Here is a 16,138-nt window from a genome sequence, read left to right as displayed (position 1 = left end):
CCCCCTATAAAATATTAGCTATATAGGGTCTTAGGTACCGGAGGGGGACCTTCGAAAAATACACAGGTCATTTTCACATGAGGGGGGGTTAATTATTTATGGCGAAATTGAGTAAGAAAAAACAAGATGAAATGATTAGAGAAGAAATAGAGAGACTTAATGAAATCTTCAAAGATTTGTCGGAAGAAAAAAGAAATGCCGCAAAAGAGTTAATCGAACGTGTTGCATTTATGACAATCACTTTAGAAATTCTTGAAGACTCAATAAAAACCAAAGGTCCAACTTATCTTTTTAAGCAAGGCGCCCAACAAATGGTAGTGGAAAACCCTGCTCAAAAATCTTACAATGCCATGATTAATCGATACACTGCAGCATATGACAAATTGATTAACCTGCTCCCAAAAGAAATGCCTGTGGAAGAGGACGATGGTTTCGATGACTTTGTGATGAACAAATGAGAAAACTTAGGAAAAATTATCCGCTGACTTATAATCCTATTATCGAATACTTCGAACTTATTGAGTCTGGTGATGAAGTTGTAAGTGACAAAGTGAAACGGATTTATAAGAAGTTAGCAAATGATGTGTACGACAACAACAGCATCTACGAATACGAACCCAAAAAGGCAAACCATGCTATTGAATTCATTGAAAATTACTGCAAACATTCAAAAGGTAAATGGGGAGGTCAACCCATTGATCTAGAATTATGGCAAAAAGCATTTATAGCAGCAGCATTTGGTTTTGTTCATAAAATGGACGGGACAAGAAAATATCGTGAAGTATTATTAGTCGTTGCTCGTAAGAATGGGAAGTCCACAATCGCATCAGGTATAGGTTTGTATCTTCAAATTGCTGATGGTGAACCAGGTAGCGAAGTTTATGCTGTGGCCACAAAGAAAGATCAGGCAAAATTAGTTTGGTTAGAGTCAAAACGTATGGTTAAAAAATCACCTATTCTACTAAAGCGAATTAAACCACTAGTATCTGACTTAGTATGTGATTGGAATGATAGTACATTTAAACCTTTGGGGTCAGATAGTGAAACACTAGATGGTCTAAATGTCCATGGAGCCATGATGGATGAAATTCACGCTTGGAAAGACAAGAACCTCTATGATGTTGTTGTGGACGGTACCTCATCTCGCGAACAGCCGATGATCTTTATGATTACAACAGCTGGTACCGTACGTGAGTCTGTGTATGATATGAAATACGAAGAGGCAGAAATGCTTTTAAATGGTTTAGGTGATCCAGATGGATATAAAGACGACCGTTTTTTACCTATCATTTATGAATTAGATAATCGTAAAGAATGGACAGATCCAACCGCATGGAAAAAGGCTAACCCTGGACTAGGAACAATAAAGAAAATTGACCAACTTGAAACGAAGGTAAATAAAGCCAAAGCAAATCCTCTTTTAGTAAAAAATTTACTAACGAAAGACTTTAATATTCGAGAAACATCTAGCGAGGCGTGGTTGACATTTGAGCAACTTAATAATACTTCTACGTTTGATATAAATGAATTAAACCCTAGTTACGGTATAGGAGGTTGTGACTTATCAAGTACAACTGACCTAACTGCAGCTAAGGTTATTTTTATGGTTCCAGACGATCCATATATTTATGTTAAGCAAATGTATTGGTTACCAGAAGAATTATTAGAACAAAGAGCCAAAGAAGATAAAATCCCATACGATTTATGGTATGAAAATGATTTACTTAGAACTACACCAGGTAATAGTGTACATGCAAAATTTGTAACAAAGTGGTTTTTAGAAATTCGAGACGAATTTGGGATTTATCTCCCTTGGATCGGTTATGACAGATGGTCGGCAAAATATTGGGTTGAAGAAATGCAAGGACACTTTGGAAAAGAAGCTATGATCCCAATAGCTCAAGGAAAACAAACACTTTCAAGTCCTATGAAACTTCTTGGAGCTGACTTAGAAAGTAAAAAAATCGTTTACAATAACAACCCAATAGATAAATGGTGTTTATCTAATACAGCGATTGATATAGATAAAAATCTTAATATACAGCCAAACAAAACAAATAATCAACGGAGAAGAATTGACGGTACGGCTGCTCTACTGAATGCTTATGTGGTTTTGCAAGATAAACGGAATGACTATATGAACATGATTTAGTAAAGGGGGTGATACTTTGGGGTTGTTTGAAAAGATTTTCGGGAAAGTCAAATCGTCGTCAAATACAAAGACTAGGTTTGAATTGATAAGCGATACTGGAAGTGGTTTTTACTCCTGGGGCGGAAATATCTACAAGAGTGATATTGTCAGGTCTTGCATACGCCCAAAAGCAAAAGCAATTGGAAAGTTAATCGCAAAACACATTAGAAATAATAATTCGGAGTTTAAAATAAATCCAGACCCGCACCTTCGTTTTTTATTAGAAGAACCCAATCCTTTAATGACTGGACAAATGCTTCAAGAAAAACTAGCTACTCAATTAGAATTAAATAATAATGCTTTTGCTTATATAAAACGTGATGATTTAGGTTATCCGTTTGAAATATATCCAATTCCTTGTACAACAGTCGATGTGGTTGAAGGTAACAGTGGAAATGTTTTTTTAAAGTTCTATTTCAAAACGGGAAAGCAAATGACAATTCCATATACGGATATTATTCATTTAAGAAAAGATTTTAATGAAAATGATTTTTTTGGAGAAAGTCCTGCACCAGTATTGGCAGGGTTAATGGAAATTGTAACGACTACCGATCAGGGTATTGTTAAAGCTATTAAAAACAGTGCAGTAATTAAGTGGATAATGAAATTCACTTCGGTATTAAAACCAGAGGATGTTCAAAAGAATGTAAATGAGTTTATAAATAATTATTTAAACCTTGAGACTAGCGGTGGCGCTGCAGCCGCCGATCCTCGTTATGACTTACAACAAGTTAAACCTGAGAGCTATGTACCCAATGCGGAGCAAATGAAAGAAACTACGCAGAGGATATATAGCTTTTTTAATACGAATGAAAAGATTATCCAAAGTAAATTTAATGAAGATGAATGGAATGCGTATTATGAAAGTGAAATTGAGCCGTTAGCTATGCAATTAGCAGGTGAGTTTACAAGAAAGATATTTTCGAGACGGGAACGTGGCTTCGGCAATAAAATTATCTTCGAAGCTTCGAGTTTACAGTACGCTTCAATGAAAACAAAGCTCAGCTTGCTACAAATGGTTGATAGAGGTTCGATGACTCCAAATGAATGGCGTTTTGTAATGAACCTTGGTCCTATTGAGGGTGGAGATAAAGCTATTCGAAGGTTGGATACTGCTTTAGTTGAAGAAGAAAAAGCAAAAGAAGGAGGAGATACAGATGAAATCACAAGCCAAGAATGAAGAACCTAAGCGTAAAGATCGAGAGTTTCGTAGATTTGAAACTTTTGAAATTAGGGCGTTACAAAGTGACGAAAATAATCCAAAAGAACTCTATGTTGAGGGATATGCAGTTACTTTCAATGAGCCGACTGTTCTTTGGGAATACGAAGGTACTGAGTATAAAGAACAAGTAGATGATAAGGCATTTAGAGATGCAGATATGTCTGATGTTATCTTTAATTACAACCATAGTGGAAAAGTGATGGCTAGAACAAGGAATAAGACTCTTGAGTTAAAAGTTGACGAAAAGGGTTTGTATATAAAAGCAAGATTAGATGGTACCGAAGAAGGCCGAAAACTATATGAAGAAATTCAAGGCGGTTATATCGATCGGATGAGCTTCTCGTTCACAGCTAAAGAATCAAGTTATGACAGAGAAAATCATCTAAGAACCATACGTAAGGTTAAAAAACTATATGACGTGTCCGCGGTGGATATTCCCGCTTATGATACTACTTCAATTTCGACTCGTTCTTACTTTGAACTGGAGAGGGAGAAGGAAGAAGCGGCGGTTGCTGCTGAACGGCGAAAGAAGTTAATTTTATCAACATATTTATAAAATTTATAAAAAAAACGGAGGTTATGAAATTATGAACAGATTACAAGAAATTGAGAAAAGAAAGCAAGAAATCAGAGAATTACTTGAAGGTGAACAAGAAGTAGATTTTAACGCATTGGAAAAAGAGCTTCGAGCATTAAACGAAGAAAAAGAAAAAATTGAAAAACGTCAACGTTTATTAGAAGAAGCTCGTACGATTAATGAAGATCAAAATAAAGAGTCACGTACCATTGAAACATTTAATAATGAACCAGAAAAGCGTGAAGACAAAGATGTTAAAGTAGAAAAACGAGGACAAGCCTTAAAGGAAAATCGGGCTGTAACTGTTGGCTCAAGTGATATCGTATTACCTAAGCATACAGGAAATGATATTCGTCCAACTTTTAACGAGGTTTCATCTCTAATTGACCGAGTTAATTATAAACTTTTACTTGGTGGAGAAAGTTATCAACAACCTTACTTAAAAGGATATGGAACTGGAGGATATACAGCCGAAGGTACTGATTACACAACTGCTGATGTTATTTTTGGTTATGCTGATATTAATAAAGCAAAGGTAACAGCTTACTCTGAGGATACTGAAGAAGTATTAAAACTACCTGCAGCTGATTATGATGCAGAGGTAATTAAAGGTATTTCTGTTGCGTCTAGAAAGCAAATTTCGCGTGAAATTCTTATTGGTGCAGGAACTACGAATACACTAACTGGTATTTTCTCAACAAATGCTACAGCAATTGATGCTGCTACTGACATTGAGATTGATGAAATTAATAATAATACATTAGATGAGATTGTATTTAGTTACGGTGGCGATGAGGATGTAGAAGATGCTGCGGTCCTTATTCTGAACAAAAATGACTTAAAAGCATTTGTTAAATTACGAGACTCGAATGGAAATCGTATTCACCGAGTTGTGTCAAATGGTAACACAGGAACGATTGACGGTATCCCGTTTATTATTAACAGCGCTTGTTTGCCAATTAATAATGGAGGATCTGGCGGAACAGCTGGAGATTATGCTATGGCTTATGGTTCATTATCGAACTATGGTTTAACTATTTTCTCTGAAATGGATGTACAACGTTCGACAGATTTCAAATTCAAACAGGGTATGATTGCACATAAAGGATCAGTGTTCGTCGGTGGTAACGTTATCTCTAAAAACGGATTCGTTCGAGTGAAACGTGCGACAACTCAAGCTTAAGGCTGGTGATTAGATGAAAGCTGAAACTATTCATCCTTTTATTGATAAAAATACGGGTGAACGTTTTGATGTAGGGGAAGTATACACTTCCCCTGACTCTAAACGTATGGAAGAATTGATAGAACGAGGGTTTTTGAAAATAATCGAATCAACAGAACCTAATCGTAAACAAACGACAAGAAAAAAACGCGGTGTGACAAATGACAATTCTAAATGACGTTAAAAGTTCACTTCGGATCAGTTCATCACAGACAGCATTTGATGGTGAAATTATAGATTTAATTGAAGAAGCCCGAAATGATCTTATTCTGTCGGGAGTTACTTCAGAAAAAGCAAATGGTGATACGGATGCTCTTATAAAACGTGCTATAAAAACCTACGCAAAAGCTAATTTCGGTTGGGACAATCCTGATGCTGATAGATTACAAAAGTCTTATGAATTATTGAAACAGCATTTATCACTTTCTCAAGAATACAGTTTATTTACTGTTACCTTTATTATAGATGACGGAGCAGGTGGGTTGCTTGAGAATGCGATAGTTACATTCAATGATGAAGAAAGGATTACAAACACTTCTGGTGAGGTTGTTTTTAAAGGAATTAGTGAAGCTCATAACATGGCATACACTGTAACACTAGATGGGTATTCAGATGTTGACGGCGTTATTGATGTAGAAGGAAGTTTATCAATTTCTGTTTCAATGGCGGTGATATAGATGCTATGGCGTGATGTTGTTAATCTTATTCCCATATCCACTGGACAGAATGATATGGGTGATATTACGAATACACCTACAAGTAAGCAAGTGTTTGCAAATAAATTAAATTATAGGAATAAAGCATTCTACCAAGCTCAGGCGAATGGTTTAAAACCTCAGATAACATTTGAAATTAAAGAAATAGATTACGAAGGCGAACAAGAATTAGAGTTTAATAATAAAACTTATAAAATTATTGATGTGTATCCTTTAAAAAATGAGAACATTGGTCTGATTTGTGAGGGGTTGAGTACTGATGGCTAGAATTCCAAACCCTGTGAGGACAAGAAAAGACGGTGTGGAGATTGTCTCTAACGTAGATAGAGCTCAATTTACAATACATGAATTAATTAGAGCGGCTAATCGAGCAGTTGGCGGCCATTTACGAAAACGTATGATGAGAGAAGCTCGAAAGATGCAAGGTATGAAAAGAAACAGACGTGTAGGACGTGCTTTTCAATATTGGGCGCGAAGACGGGAAACAGATCTTATCATAGGATCTAAGCACAATACTTGGTATGGTGCTGAACAAGAATTAGGCACTAGAGGACAACCTAAAAGAGCGATTATAAAAGATACTGTTATGGCCGAAGTGAATGAAATACGAAAGATACAGGGTGCTTTTTTAAGTGCTATCGAAGATGACAATCGTGCACGTGGTTTGATTGACACGGAGGATGAGGGTAAAAATGACGAAAATGATTAATATTCGTAAAGATATAGCAGCCTTTTTAAAGTCTAAACACCCTGATGTAAATGATAAACCAAGAGTTTGGGCAGAGGAAGCGCCTAGTGACGCTGTCTATCCCTACATTGTGTACGACTTCACTAATTCTATTGATAACGGAATTATGGAAAACTTTGTACTTGAGTTGGATTTTTGGGATAACCAAACGGATACAACAGCACTAGAAACTTTATGTGGTACTGTAGATGAAGATTTGCATAGAAGGACTGTAATGATAACAAGTAGTCTTTCTGCTACATTCTATCGTGAAAATAGAAGGCAAATAAGAGATCCTGACAAACGGTTAAGACGTAGACAGTACGTATACCAAGTGAGAGTACACGGGGAGTGATCGAATGGGCACAATGACTTGTGTGCAGTGTAATAAAAATTGGTATGAAAAGGGGCCGTCAAACAATACAATCTGTGATGATTGCTCACAACCCCAAGAAGAAGTCCAAGATGTAATTAACGATGACTTTCAAGCTTTGGTATATGAGGTCTTGACAGATGAAGAAATAGAAACGTTAAAGCACGTTGATTGGAATGAAATTAAATTGATGGCGGCTGATCATGTCGCTTTGCAGTTAAGATGGAAACTTTTAAAAATTGAGAAAGGAAGTGCTAAATAATGCCAATTAATAGACCGGCGGTACCAAAACCCGAGAATGTCCAGTTGGGCGAAGGAGTTTTAATATTTAATTTTAATCCCGATGACTGGGATGATGTAAACGCTACTGCCTTTGGAGCTGTCAGGGGCGGAGGTTCCTATAATATTGAACCGACAAACAAACCTATTCGTTTTGCTGGGGATCGTGGTGAAGATACAAAAGGTTTAAAACGTAGAACTGAGTTTAAGATTACAATTTCAGCTAGTGCATTAGAGTTAGATCACGCTAAACTTCAAAAGTTTATGCCTGGAACAGTAACTAATACCGCTGCTACAACAAATGTCCCTTCTTATAATAAATTCAGACCTAATACAGATTTTGCAGATACTGATTATATTGGTAATTTAGCTTATATAACTTCAAATAAGAATGGTGATATTGTTGCCTACGTCATTGAAAATGTGTTAGGTGATGGGGCTTTCACTGCTGCTATGACTGATAAAGACGAGATAGTGTCTGAGGTGACATTCACTGCACATTTTGATCCGAATGATATGGATAAAGTACCAGCATACATTGTTCAATATACAGGCGATGTAGCAACAGCATAATAGGGGCCTAGCCCCTTATTTTTTTAGGAGGTAAACAATGGGAGAAGAAATTAAAAGTGAACAGGTTGAAGTGAAATCAATTGATAGTGAACAAGTATTCGATATGTTGCCCTATGTTGCTGATATTTACGAAAAAACAGGATTCGATGATTACCGAAAGGAATTAAAGAGGAAGTACAAAGCTAAAGATGTCAAAGATGTAGACGAATTTAAATTAGCTGCTGCAATTGATGCGGTTAAATTTATTTTAAAGAACTCTGTGAAGGTAAAAGATGAATTTTTTAACATTGTAGCAATAGCGGAACAAAAGAAGTTGGAGGAAGTCAAACGTCAATCTTTTGTAAAAACCATTCAATCTGTTAAGAAAATCTTTTCAGATCCAGAGTTAGTTGATTTTTTCAAAGAAGCTATGCAGTAGGAGGATATGAAGAAACATTATCCTTATTGCATAGCTTTTATGATTTTAATTACGTCATGAGTTTGCCGATTAAACACATAACTCGATTGCTTGATAAGGCATTTGACAAAAAAGAAGAAAATAAAGCTTGGGATATGTGGCTTGTTAAATACGAATACATGAATAAAGACAATTTTGTACCATTTAGTGAGTTTTTAAAACAAACAAGGCAGCCGCAAGTTTCTGTAACAACAAATGAAACCGTCGAAGAAACATTTAATCGATTTAAATCTAAGATTAAAAAACGATAACCCTAAAAAAGGGTTTATTTTTATGCCCAGAAAGCGGGGTGAATAGATTTGGAAATCTTTAAGTTATTTGGCTCTATCTTGATCGATGATAAAGAAGCCGACAAAAGTCTTTCGAAAATGGATAAAAAGACTAAAAGCTTCGGAGAGACTTTAGGAAAAGGAATAAAAACAGCAGCTAAGTGGGGAGCGGCATTAGTGGCAGGTGCAACAGCCGCTGTAGGTGGAATGATAGCTTTAGGTCTTAAAATAGGTAATACAGCAGATAGACTTTTAGATTTACATGCTATTACAGGCATGTCGACAGATGAAATTCAGAGATGGGAGAAAGTAACCAAGGTAGCTGGTGTAAGTGCTGATGCAATGACCAACGCCTCCCAAAAACTTACTCGATCACTTGATACCATCATAGAAAGTGGTGGTAAAGGTGCCGAATCCCTTGAAGAATTAGGCCTATCAGTAGATCAAGTCGCAAATATGAATGCTGATGAGCGCATGGACGCTATAGCAAAGGCTTTATCAGAAGTTGATGATAAAACGAAACGAGCAAAGCTAGGAACGGATTTACTCGGTGGCTCGTGGAAAGAGATAGCACCAATAGTTGATATGGGTGCTGAGGCAATGGATAAAGCAAAAGCATCGGCAAATATAATCAGTGAAGAAGATTTGAATAAAGCTAATGAATTCAGAATTAAAGTTGAAGAAATGAAAGACCGGGTCGGATTTTTTGTAACAAAAATAGGTATTGCACTAATGCCGATGTTACATGTTTTGTTCGATTGGTTCCAAAGCCAGATGCCTTTAATTGAATCGATTGCTGTTAAAGTTTTCGATGGAATAGGAGTTGCTTTATCAAAGGCTAGTGATTTTATCAATAATGAAGTAATACCTCGTCTAAATGATCTATGGAACTGGGTATCTCCTTACTTACCAAAAATAAAAGAACTATTCATGACTTCATTCGGCATTACTAAAGATGTGCTTATGGATGTAGTAGAGGCTATTAAAGATACAACGAAATGGATGGCCGATCACTGGAATATAGTCGAACCAATTCTTATTGGTATAGCAGCTGGTGTTACAACCTTCTATCTTATCACGGGAGCCATAGCGGCATATGGAGCCATTACTAAAACAATCACAGCTATCCAATTAGCTTTTAACGCAGCACTTGCAATGAACCCTATTGGTTTGGTTGTAATTGCTATTGGTTTATTAGTAGCAGCGGGTGTCATGCTGTGGAAGAACTGGGATACAGTAACTAAAAAACTCGGTCAATTTTGGGATTGGATAAAAACAAAATCATCCCAAATTTTTAACTCAATTTTAGATTTCTTTAAAAAATGGGGCCCTTTAATGCTTGCTGTTATAACAGGTCCGATTGGCTTATTAGTATTCGCGATTGTTCAAAATTGGGATAAAATTAAGGGTGCTTTTACGGATGGCGCAGAATTTATTAAAAATGCCTTTTTCAAAGGGGTAGAGTGGATACTTGGAAAGGCTAATGAAATGCTCTCATTCTTTGGCGGGCTTAAATCGAAATTTACACAAAAGACAAAAGGTATGTGGGATGGTATAAAAGATGCCTTCAAAGGTGCCGTCAATTGGATTATCGGTAAATGGAACTCTTTACAGCTAAAAATAGGTGGACAAGAAATCTCTTTACCATTTGGAAAATCAATTAGTATTCCTTCCATTACACTTAATACACCTAATATTCCGATGCTTGCAAAAGGAGGAAACATCCATGATGACGGTCACGTAATTGTGGGGGAAGCCGGTCCTGAAATTCTATCAAATATAAAAGGTGCAAGAGTTACGCCGCTGGATCACCCTTCAGTTCATAAAGCAAATGAACAAAAGGATAATCCTAAACAGCGCGGCGATACACATATAAATGTTTATCCTCAAAAAGCAAACTTAGATGAACAAGAATTACTACGCACATTCCAGAGAGTGGAGGTGCTGTATGGCGGATAAAATATACTGGATTGACTCAAATGGAAACGAACAACAACTAAGCTTACATCCTAATTTCAGTGTTTTAAAGGGGATGAATGGGCGTTTTATGCCCCCTATTTCCTTTGTAGAAGATGAAGTTCCTTTTCAACACGGAAGTAGATTGAGAAATGTAAAAGTAAAAGCTAGAGATGTTGATATTCCACTACTAATCCAAGCTGATTCAGAAGTTAATTTAAGGAGAAAAGTACGTGAAAGTTTGCGAATGTTTAACCCTTTGAATGGAGACGGAAAGTTAAAATCAATCGCTCCAGATGGAAGTCAAAGAGAATTAACTTGTCGTTATTCAATGGGATTTGAAGGTTTAGAGGATAGCGATAATAAAGGTTATACTTGGCAAACGTTAGTCCTTGTTTTCCGTGCCTTCGATCCCTACTGGTATGACACAAGCACCAATGTAAAAACATTCAATACAGGGGAAACAGCGACGTTTTTCCCGTTCTTCCCTTTACGCTTGTCATCCTCTACGGTATTTACTGATACAACAATAGACAATCAAGGAGATGTAGAGGCTTGGCCGGAATGGATCATCAAAGGACCAGGTGAAAACATTTACCTACGTAACTTGACGACAGGACAGCTATTAAACTTAAACATTTCTTTAGCTGTTGGGGAAACGGCAACGATTGTTACGAAGCCATTTGAAAAGTCTATTAAAAAGAATGATGGTACTAATTTATATGGTGAACAATCGGAAGAGTCCTCCTTATGGGCTTTGAGAGAAGGAAAGAATAATATACGAATTGAAATGTCAAATGCTACGGAAAATTCATCTGTTCAACTTTCTTATAAGAATAGGTATTTGGGGGCGTAGTTATGGGATATGAAATTTATGTGCGCAATGTCAATTTAAAACGCATAGCCCCTGTGGAGGATTACCAAAGTTTAGAGTTAGTCATGCGGTTTAATGCAGCTGGATCATGGACGTTAACTATCCCAACCGACAGTAAAGCCGCAAAAGAATTGATCAAACCTAAGGCTGGAATTATCGTCAAAAAAGATGGTCAAATGATATTCTCAGGACCTGTTAAATCGAGAAATCGAAAATGGGATATCGACGAAGATACGGTAACGATCTCAGGTAGAGACGATTTAATACACTTGCAAAATTTAGCTTTACCGGTGCCCGGTGGACCACCATATACAAGTGCTTACGATGTGAGAACAGGTGTGGCCGAGACAGTTATTCGAGAGTATATAGATTACAACATCGGAATAAATGCACGCTCTGAACGTAAAGTACCAGGTCTAATTCTCGCTGAAGATTTAGGACGAGGTAAGAATGTTACAGGTCGAGCAAGAATGCATCCATTGATTGATTTAGTCAGTTCGCTAGCTTTAAAAGGTGGAGACTTGGGTTTCCGAATTGTACAAAAAGAGAACAATCTTGAATTTCAAGTGTATCAACCTACAGATAAAACTAAGACCGTTGTATTTTCTCCTTTACTTGGTAACTTAATAGATTTTGATTATTCTTCTGAAGATGCAGAAGCAAACTATGTCATTGTGGGTGGCGGCGGTGAAGGGGCTGAACGTACATTTGTTGAACGTGGTGACTCCACGAGTATTACAAAGTACGGCCGAATTGAGTCTTTCAAAGATCGTCGCGATACGGTGGATACAACAGAATTAAATGGATCATTAGATGAAGAATTGTTAGCTAAAGCAGAAAAGACAAGCTTAAGCATTTCGCCTATCGACATGGAAGGTATCACATTCGGTAAAGATTATAATCTTGGCGATAAAGTTTCTGTGGTTATCACACAACCTAATGAAGTTGTGGATATAGAAACGGTCTATTATTTCTTGTCAGAATTTCAATCAGTACCCATTGAACAAGAACGCATTCGTAAAATTCAAGAAAAAATTGATGTCATTCAAGATGTGGTAAGAGAAGTTAAAATTTCAATTACCCCAGAAAGGGAAACCATTACACCTAATATAGGTACGCCAGAGTCATTATCCAAAGCGGTTCCTGGCATATTCGATGAAGTGAAAAAGTTACGAAGACGAATAAGTAATTTGGAAAGGCGGTGATACAATGACATGGACTAATAAACAACCAAAAACAGTAAACGGTTTACCATTACCTCAAAAATATAATCCCGTTACAGATGATCATATAGCGTCAGTCGGTGAAGAAGATATTCAAAATGGATTTTCTGTTAATTCTCTAACCGTAGGTACGACTGCAGTAGAACTAAAAGCGGGTGATACTGCTCTTGCAAAAAGAAGAAAAGTCATCTTTAGAGTTTCGGGAGATGATGCAATATTTATAGGCCATGATAGCTCAGTTACGACCACCACAGGCTATCCCGTGTTACCTGGGGAAACTTTTAAAGTAAGATTTGATCCGTCAAAAGCCATTCCTATTTATGCAATTGCTGCAAGTGATCAAACAGTAAAAATCATGGAAACCAATTAAGGGGGGTGATTAAATGACACAGACTTATTTTCCGTTTGATAGTGGATCCGGAGCGAATGTAACTGAAGTACAATGGCAAGAAATGGCGCAGTATTGGCTTAATACTGGAGTTATACGAAGTGTATTAAATGAGCTAGAGGTCTACGCTGACTCTACAGGAATGCAAGTTAAAGTGAAAACTGGAGAAGCTTGGATTAAAGGTCATTTTTTTAAATCAGATGAAGAAGAAGCTTTAGCGATTGGAACAGCTGATGCATCCAATCCTCGAATAGATCGTGTTATCATTCGTTTAGATTGGACTGCTAATACAATTCAATTGGCCATATTACAAGGGGCAGCCGCCACAAGTCCAGTAGCACCTGCACTTACACAAAATACAAGCAGATGGGAAATATCTTTGTCTCAAGTTAATGTTGGAGCAGGGGTTACAACGATTGCAGCTGAAGATATCATCATGGAAAGAGATTTCACCGAAATAGATTATTCTAAACACAAGAATGATGATAAAGCTCATACAAGGCATATCGCTGCTAAAAATGCATCAGAAAGTGGAAGTGACTACACTAGTGGTACAAGTTTATTTGTGGTTAGTAGTACTGAAACAGGATGGCCTAATTCGGCTGGAACTGTTGTAACCCACAAATTAAGTAATCTAAGGGTAACGCAATGGTTTTTCTATAACGGAAATGGGAATGCAACAAGAGCGTGGGTTCGACATTGGTACGATACTTCATGGACGCCATGGGAACAATTGCACGGAAAGGCACTAGGAGAAGGTTTAAGGGTAACAAGTGGTAAGGTTTCTATCAGTGCAGCTGCTGGGAGTAATGGGTCTGCAACTATAACTTTTGCAAAAGCATTTTCCCAAGCACCTAATGTGACTGCATCTTTGCAGGGAACAGACCTTACTAATTACGGTAAAGTTGGTGCACACGACATTACTACTACAGGTGCTACAATAACCTTCAAGAATGACAATACAGTTGATGTGACAAGTATTCCATTTAACTGGATAGCCGTTGGGCAGGGGTGATAGAAAATGATAATTGAACATATTGTAGAGGGGTCGCAGAATACCAGTTTACATGATTTTCAGATTTCAATAAATGGATTGGATTTAATGATATCCGGTGGTTCTTATTATCAAGCAGGACAAGAGAAGTTTGTTAGTAGTGAGGAAGCAACTATCCAAATTCCTTCACCTACAGAATTAACACATTATACCTTATGGTTAACGGAATCAGGAATAAATGTTTTAGCTCGTACTGACAAAGAAGAATATACAGAAGTTTTAAATCCTGTTGACCGATTAGCGTGGTTTTCTATTCCTGCCAATGAAACAGATTTAAATAATGTAGATATTCATTTTGTAAAAGTAGTCGAAGCCTAGTAAGGCTTTTTTTATTTGAGAGGAGTGAAGTAAATGAGTGATATCAAAACGTACCAAGCACGTAGTGGACGTATCATGAAAGAAGATGGAACATGGGTAAATGAAGCGGAAGGATTAAATGCCGATGGATCAAAGAATGTGAAACTAACGGGGAGTATGATGGAGTTATACGGCAACTCGGCAGATACAAAACCCACAGCGGATATAAAGACCGGAACAACCTTTTTGGAGATTGATACCAAAGAGGTTTTTATTTTTGACGGAACAGAATGGGTGGTGTTTTAATTGAGTTTAACCACATATGGTTTGGTTAAAAGGCACGTTGATAACAGAAGTGAAGACATTATTAGAGTTAACGCTCCGATTTATGGGGTGTATTGGAATAAAGGTTCTGACCCTACTATGACGAGAACGCATGATGCAATCGGTATGGTTGCTAATGCCGGAGTTGATGGAAGTTGGGTTCAGAATGATTTTGATAATGCTCAGATTTTTAGAGAAATTGGCGAGGTTGAAGATGAATTAGGAAATGTCTTTGTACGCATTCCTAAATTTTATATAAAGAAGCAAGACGGCGGGGGTTTTAAGACTTGGCAAGTTTCGAAAACTCAATACCCGGGATTTTACCTACCTTGGTGCTTTTGGGACTTCACAAATAATCGAGAGCTACCTTTTATTGATGTCGGTAAATACAAGGCTTCACTGGGTACTGGAGACAAATTAGAGTCTAAGCCTAATCTGCACCCACTAGCAAGTAAGAATATTGTGGATTTCAGGACTTACGCCACAAATAACGGAAAAGGGTATCAACAGCTAGATATTCATGTGGTTGACGTTCTCCAAACTCTTTTTTATGTAGAGTTTGCAACCCTCCATTCTCAAAGTGTGATGCAAGGTTTTACAACAGGTCAGTATTCAAGTTCTCATACAGCTACCATTGCAGAGACTGCGGTTAACCGAATTATTGTTGCTAATTCTACCGCATCAGGTTTTATTGTTGGTCAATCTATCGGGATCGGCTCTAATCATTACAGTAACAACATTAGCGGAACACCGAGGCTCATTACCAACATTGTAAGTTATGATACCGATAATACAGCTATTGAGTTTGATGGTGATCCAATTGATATCGCAGTCGGCGATGTTGTTGCAAACCGAGGACATATAAATGGATTTAGTAAAGATATTGTTGCATCAAGTGGTAGTATAGTTAGTACATCAGACGGTAAATATCCGATGATGTATAGAGGTATCGAGTCACTGTACGGTGACATTTGGCAGTTTGTTGATGGTGTAAACATTAACGAACACCAAGCTTGGTTTGCGAAAAACGCAGAAGATTATGCAAGCAATGTATTTGCGTCTCCTTATGAGCAAGTGAGCTACATTAACCACAATGCGAACGGATACCCAATTGAGATGGGATATGATAAAAATAATCCATCTGTCGCACTCCCTACAACTGTAGGAGGAGGATCAACTACGTACTACTCGGATTATTACTATCAATCGACAGGGCAAAGAATTGCCCGCGTTGGTGGTTCTTGGGGCGATGGTTCGACGGCGGGGCTTTCCTCTTGGTACTTGAACAGTTCTTCTTCGGATGCGTACGTGTCTATCGGCGGGCGGCTTCTTAAAAAACCTCTTTGAGGGGGTCTGGGGGACACCTCCCCCAGTTAAGTGAATGTTTTTAAAAATATTTAAATATATAGGGTTATA

General features: G+C 37.4%; 22 protein-coding genes. All 22 read left to right on the top strand.

The features are described from left to right. Positions 1 to 98 precede the first annotated feature (98 nt). The 22 genes from J0N78_RS02875 (at position 99) to J0N78_RS02770 (ending at position 16,069) form a co-directional block, all read left to right on the top strand. Entirely contained in the window at positions 99 to 458 is a 360-nt protein-coding gene (locus J0N78_RS02875) for a hypothetical protein (protein ID WP_209121520.1), read from the top strand. Beyond that, positions 455 to 2,152: a terminase large subunit gene (locus J0N78_RS02870; RefSeq protein WP_209121519.1), complete on the top strand. Its 1,698-nt coding sequence runs from the start codon at positions 455 to 457 to the stop codon at positions 2,150 to 2,152. The genes J0N78_RS02875 and J0N78_RS02870 overlap by 4 nt, the downstream gene beginning before the upstream one ends. Before the next feature lie 16 nt (positions 2,153 to 2,168). Beyond that, positions 2,169 to 3,371, top strand: a complete 1,203-nt coding sequence (locus tag J0N78_RS02865; protein WP_209121518.1) for a phage portal protein — start codon at positions 2,169 to 2,171, stop codon at positions 3,369 to 3,371. Next, a complete protein-coding gene (locus tag J0N78_RS02860; protein WP_209121517.1) occupies positions 3,349 to 3,969 on the top strand; it encodes an HK97 family phage prohead protease in 621 nt (206 codons plus the stop codon). The genes J0N78_RS02865 and J0N78_RS02860 overlap by 23 nt, the downstream gene beginning before the upstream one ends. Before the next feature lie 31 nt (positions 3,970 to 4,000). Next, positions 4,001 to 5,173 (top strand): phage major capsid protein, encoded by a 1,173-nt coding sequence (locus tag J0N78_RS02855; protein WP_209121516.1) that lies wholly within the window; start codon positions 4,001 to 4,003, stop codon positions 5,171 to 5,173. 13 nt (positions 5,174 to 5,186) lie between these two features. After that, the gene (locus J0N78_RS02850) at positions 5,187 to 5,390 is read left to right on the top strand and encodes a hypothetical protein (protein ID WP_209121515.1); all 204 of its coding nucleotides are present in this window, start codon (positions 5,187 to 5,189) and stop codon (positions 5,388 to 5,390) included. Further along, positions 5,374 to 5,889 carry a phage head-tail connector protein gene (locus tag J0N78_RS26470; protein ID WP_209121514.1) on the top strand — a complete coding sequence of 172 codons (516 nt, stop codon included), beginning with the start codon at positions 5,374 to 5,376 and terminating at the stop codon, positions 5,887 to 5,889. The genes J0N78_RS02850 and J0N78_RS26470 overlap by 17 nt, the downstream gene beginning before the upstream one ends. Then, on the top strand, positions 5,890 to 6,195 hold the full coding sequence (locus J0N78_RS02840) for a hypothetical protein (protein WP_209121513.1): 306 nt from the start codon (positions 5,890 to 5,892) through the stop codon (positions 6,193 to 6,195). It abuts the gene before it with no gap. Next, the gene (locus J0N78_RS02835) at positions 6,188 to 6,637 is read left to right on the top strand and encodes a hypothetical protein (protein ID WP_209121512.1); all 450 of its coding nucleotides are present in this window, start codon (positions 6,188 to 6,190) and stop codon (positions 6,635 to 6,637) included. Before J0N78_RS02840 ends, J0N78_RS02835 begins: the two co-directional genes overlap by 8 nt. Continuing rightward, positions 6,621 to 7,010 (top strand): tail completion protein gp17, encoded by a 390-nt coding sequence (gene gp17 / locus J0N78_RS02830; RefSeq protein ID WP_209121511.1) that lies wholly within the window; start codon positions 6,621 to 6,623, stop codon positions 7,008 to 7,010. Before J0N78_RS02835 ends, gp17 begins: the two co-directional genes overlap by 17 nt. Before the next feature lie 4 nt (positions 7,011 to 7,014). Next, on the top strand, positions 7,015 to 7,290 hold the full coding sequence (locus tag J0N78_RS02825; protein ID WP_209121510.1) for a hypothetical protein: 276 nt from the start codon (positions 7,015 to 7,017) through the stop codon (positions 7,288 to 7,290). Then, the gene (locus tag J0N78_RS02820) at positions 7,290 to 7,880 is read left to right on the top strand and encodes a hypothetical protein (protein WP_209121509.1); all 591 of its coding nucleotides are present in this window, start codon (positions 7,290 to 7,292) and stop codon (positions 7,878 to 7,880) included. Before J0N78_RS02825 ends, J0N78_RS02820 begins: the two co-directional genes overlap by 1 nt. Positions 7,881 to 7,917: 37 nt before the next feature. Then, complete coding sequence (locus tag J0N78_RS02815; RefSeq protein WP_209121508.1) at positions 7,918 to 8,298, top strand: hypothetical protein; 381 nt, start codon at positions 7,918 to 7,920, stop codon at positions 8,296 to 8,298. Positions 8,299 to 8,354: 56 nt separating this feature from the next. Then, positions 8,355 to 8,588 (top strand): hypothetical protein, encoded by a 234-nt coding sequence (locus J0N78_RS02810; protein WP_209121507.1) that lies wholly within the window; start codon positions 8,355 to 8,357, stop codon positions 8,586 to 8,588. A gap of 48 nt (positions 8,589 to 8,636) precedes the next feature. Continuing rightward, entirely contained in the window at positions 8,637 to 10,565 is a 1,929-nt protein-coding gene (locus tag J0N78_RS02805; RefSeq protein WP_209121506.1) for a phage tail tape measure protein, read from the top strand. Continuing rightward, a complete protein-coding gene (locus J0N78_RS02800; RefSeq protein WP_209121505.1) occupies positions 10,555 to 11,418 on the top strand; it encodes a phage distal tail protein in 864 nt (287 codons plus the stop codon). Before J0N78_RS02805 ends, J0N78_RS02800 begins: the two co-directional genes overlap by 11 nt. Before the next feature lie 2 nt (positions 11,419 to 11,420). Next, positions 11,421 to 12,641: a siphovirus ReqiPepy6 Gp37-like family protein gene (locus J0N78_RS02795; RefSeq protein WP_209121504.1), complete on the top strand. Its 1,221-nt coding sequence runs from the start codon at positions 11,421 to 11,423 to the stop codon at positions 12,639 to 12,641. A gap of 4 nt (positions 12,642 to 12,645) precedes the next feature. Continuing rightward, positions 12,646 to 13,029, top strand: coding sequence for a hypothetical protein (locus J0N78_RS02790; protein ID WP_209121503.1), 384 nt, complete (start codon positions 12,646 to 12,648; stop codon positions 13,027 to 13,029). A gap of 13 nt (positions 13,030 to 13,042) precedes the next feature. Further along, positions 13,043 to 14,062 (top strand): H-type lectin domain-containing protein, encoded by a 1,020-nt coding sequence (locus J0N78_RS02785; RefSeq protein WP_209121502.1) that lies wholly within the window; start codon positions 13,043 to 13,045, stop codon positions 14,060 to 14,062. A gap of 6 nt (positions 14,063 to 14,068) precedes the next feature. Then, a complete protein-coding gene (locus tag J0N78_RS02780; RefSeq protein WP_209121501.1) occupies positions 14,069 to 14,419 on the top strand; it encodes a hypothetical protein in 351 nt (116 codons plus the stop codon). A gap of 33 nt (positions 14,420 to 14,452) precedes the next feature. After that, a complete protein-coding gene (locus tag J0N78_RS02775) occupies positions 14,453 to 14,704 on the top strand; it encodes a hypothetical protein (protein WP_209121500.1) in 252 nt (83 codons plus the stop codon). Between the two features lie 117 nt (positions 14,705 to 14,821). Then, positions 14,822 to 16,069, top strand: a complete 1,248-nt coding sequence (locus tag J0N78_RS02770; protein ID WP_209121499.1) for a hypothetical protein — start codon at positions 14,822 to 14,824, stop codon at positions 16,067 to 16,069. Positions 16,070 to 16,138: the final 69 nt, after the last annotated feature.

The organism is Alkalihalobacillus sp. BA299, from assembly GCF_017745675.1.
Lineage (GTDB): Bacteria > Bacillota > Bacilli > Bacillales > Bacillaceae_F > Alkalihalobacterium.
Note: the sequence above shows the minus strand (reverse complement) of the source record. Positions and strands in the feature narration are given on the sequence as shown.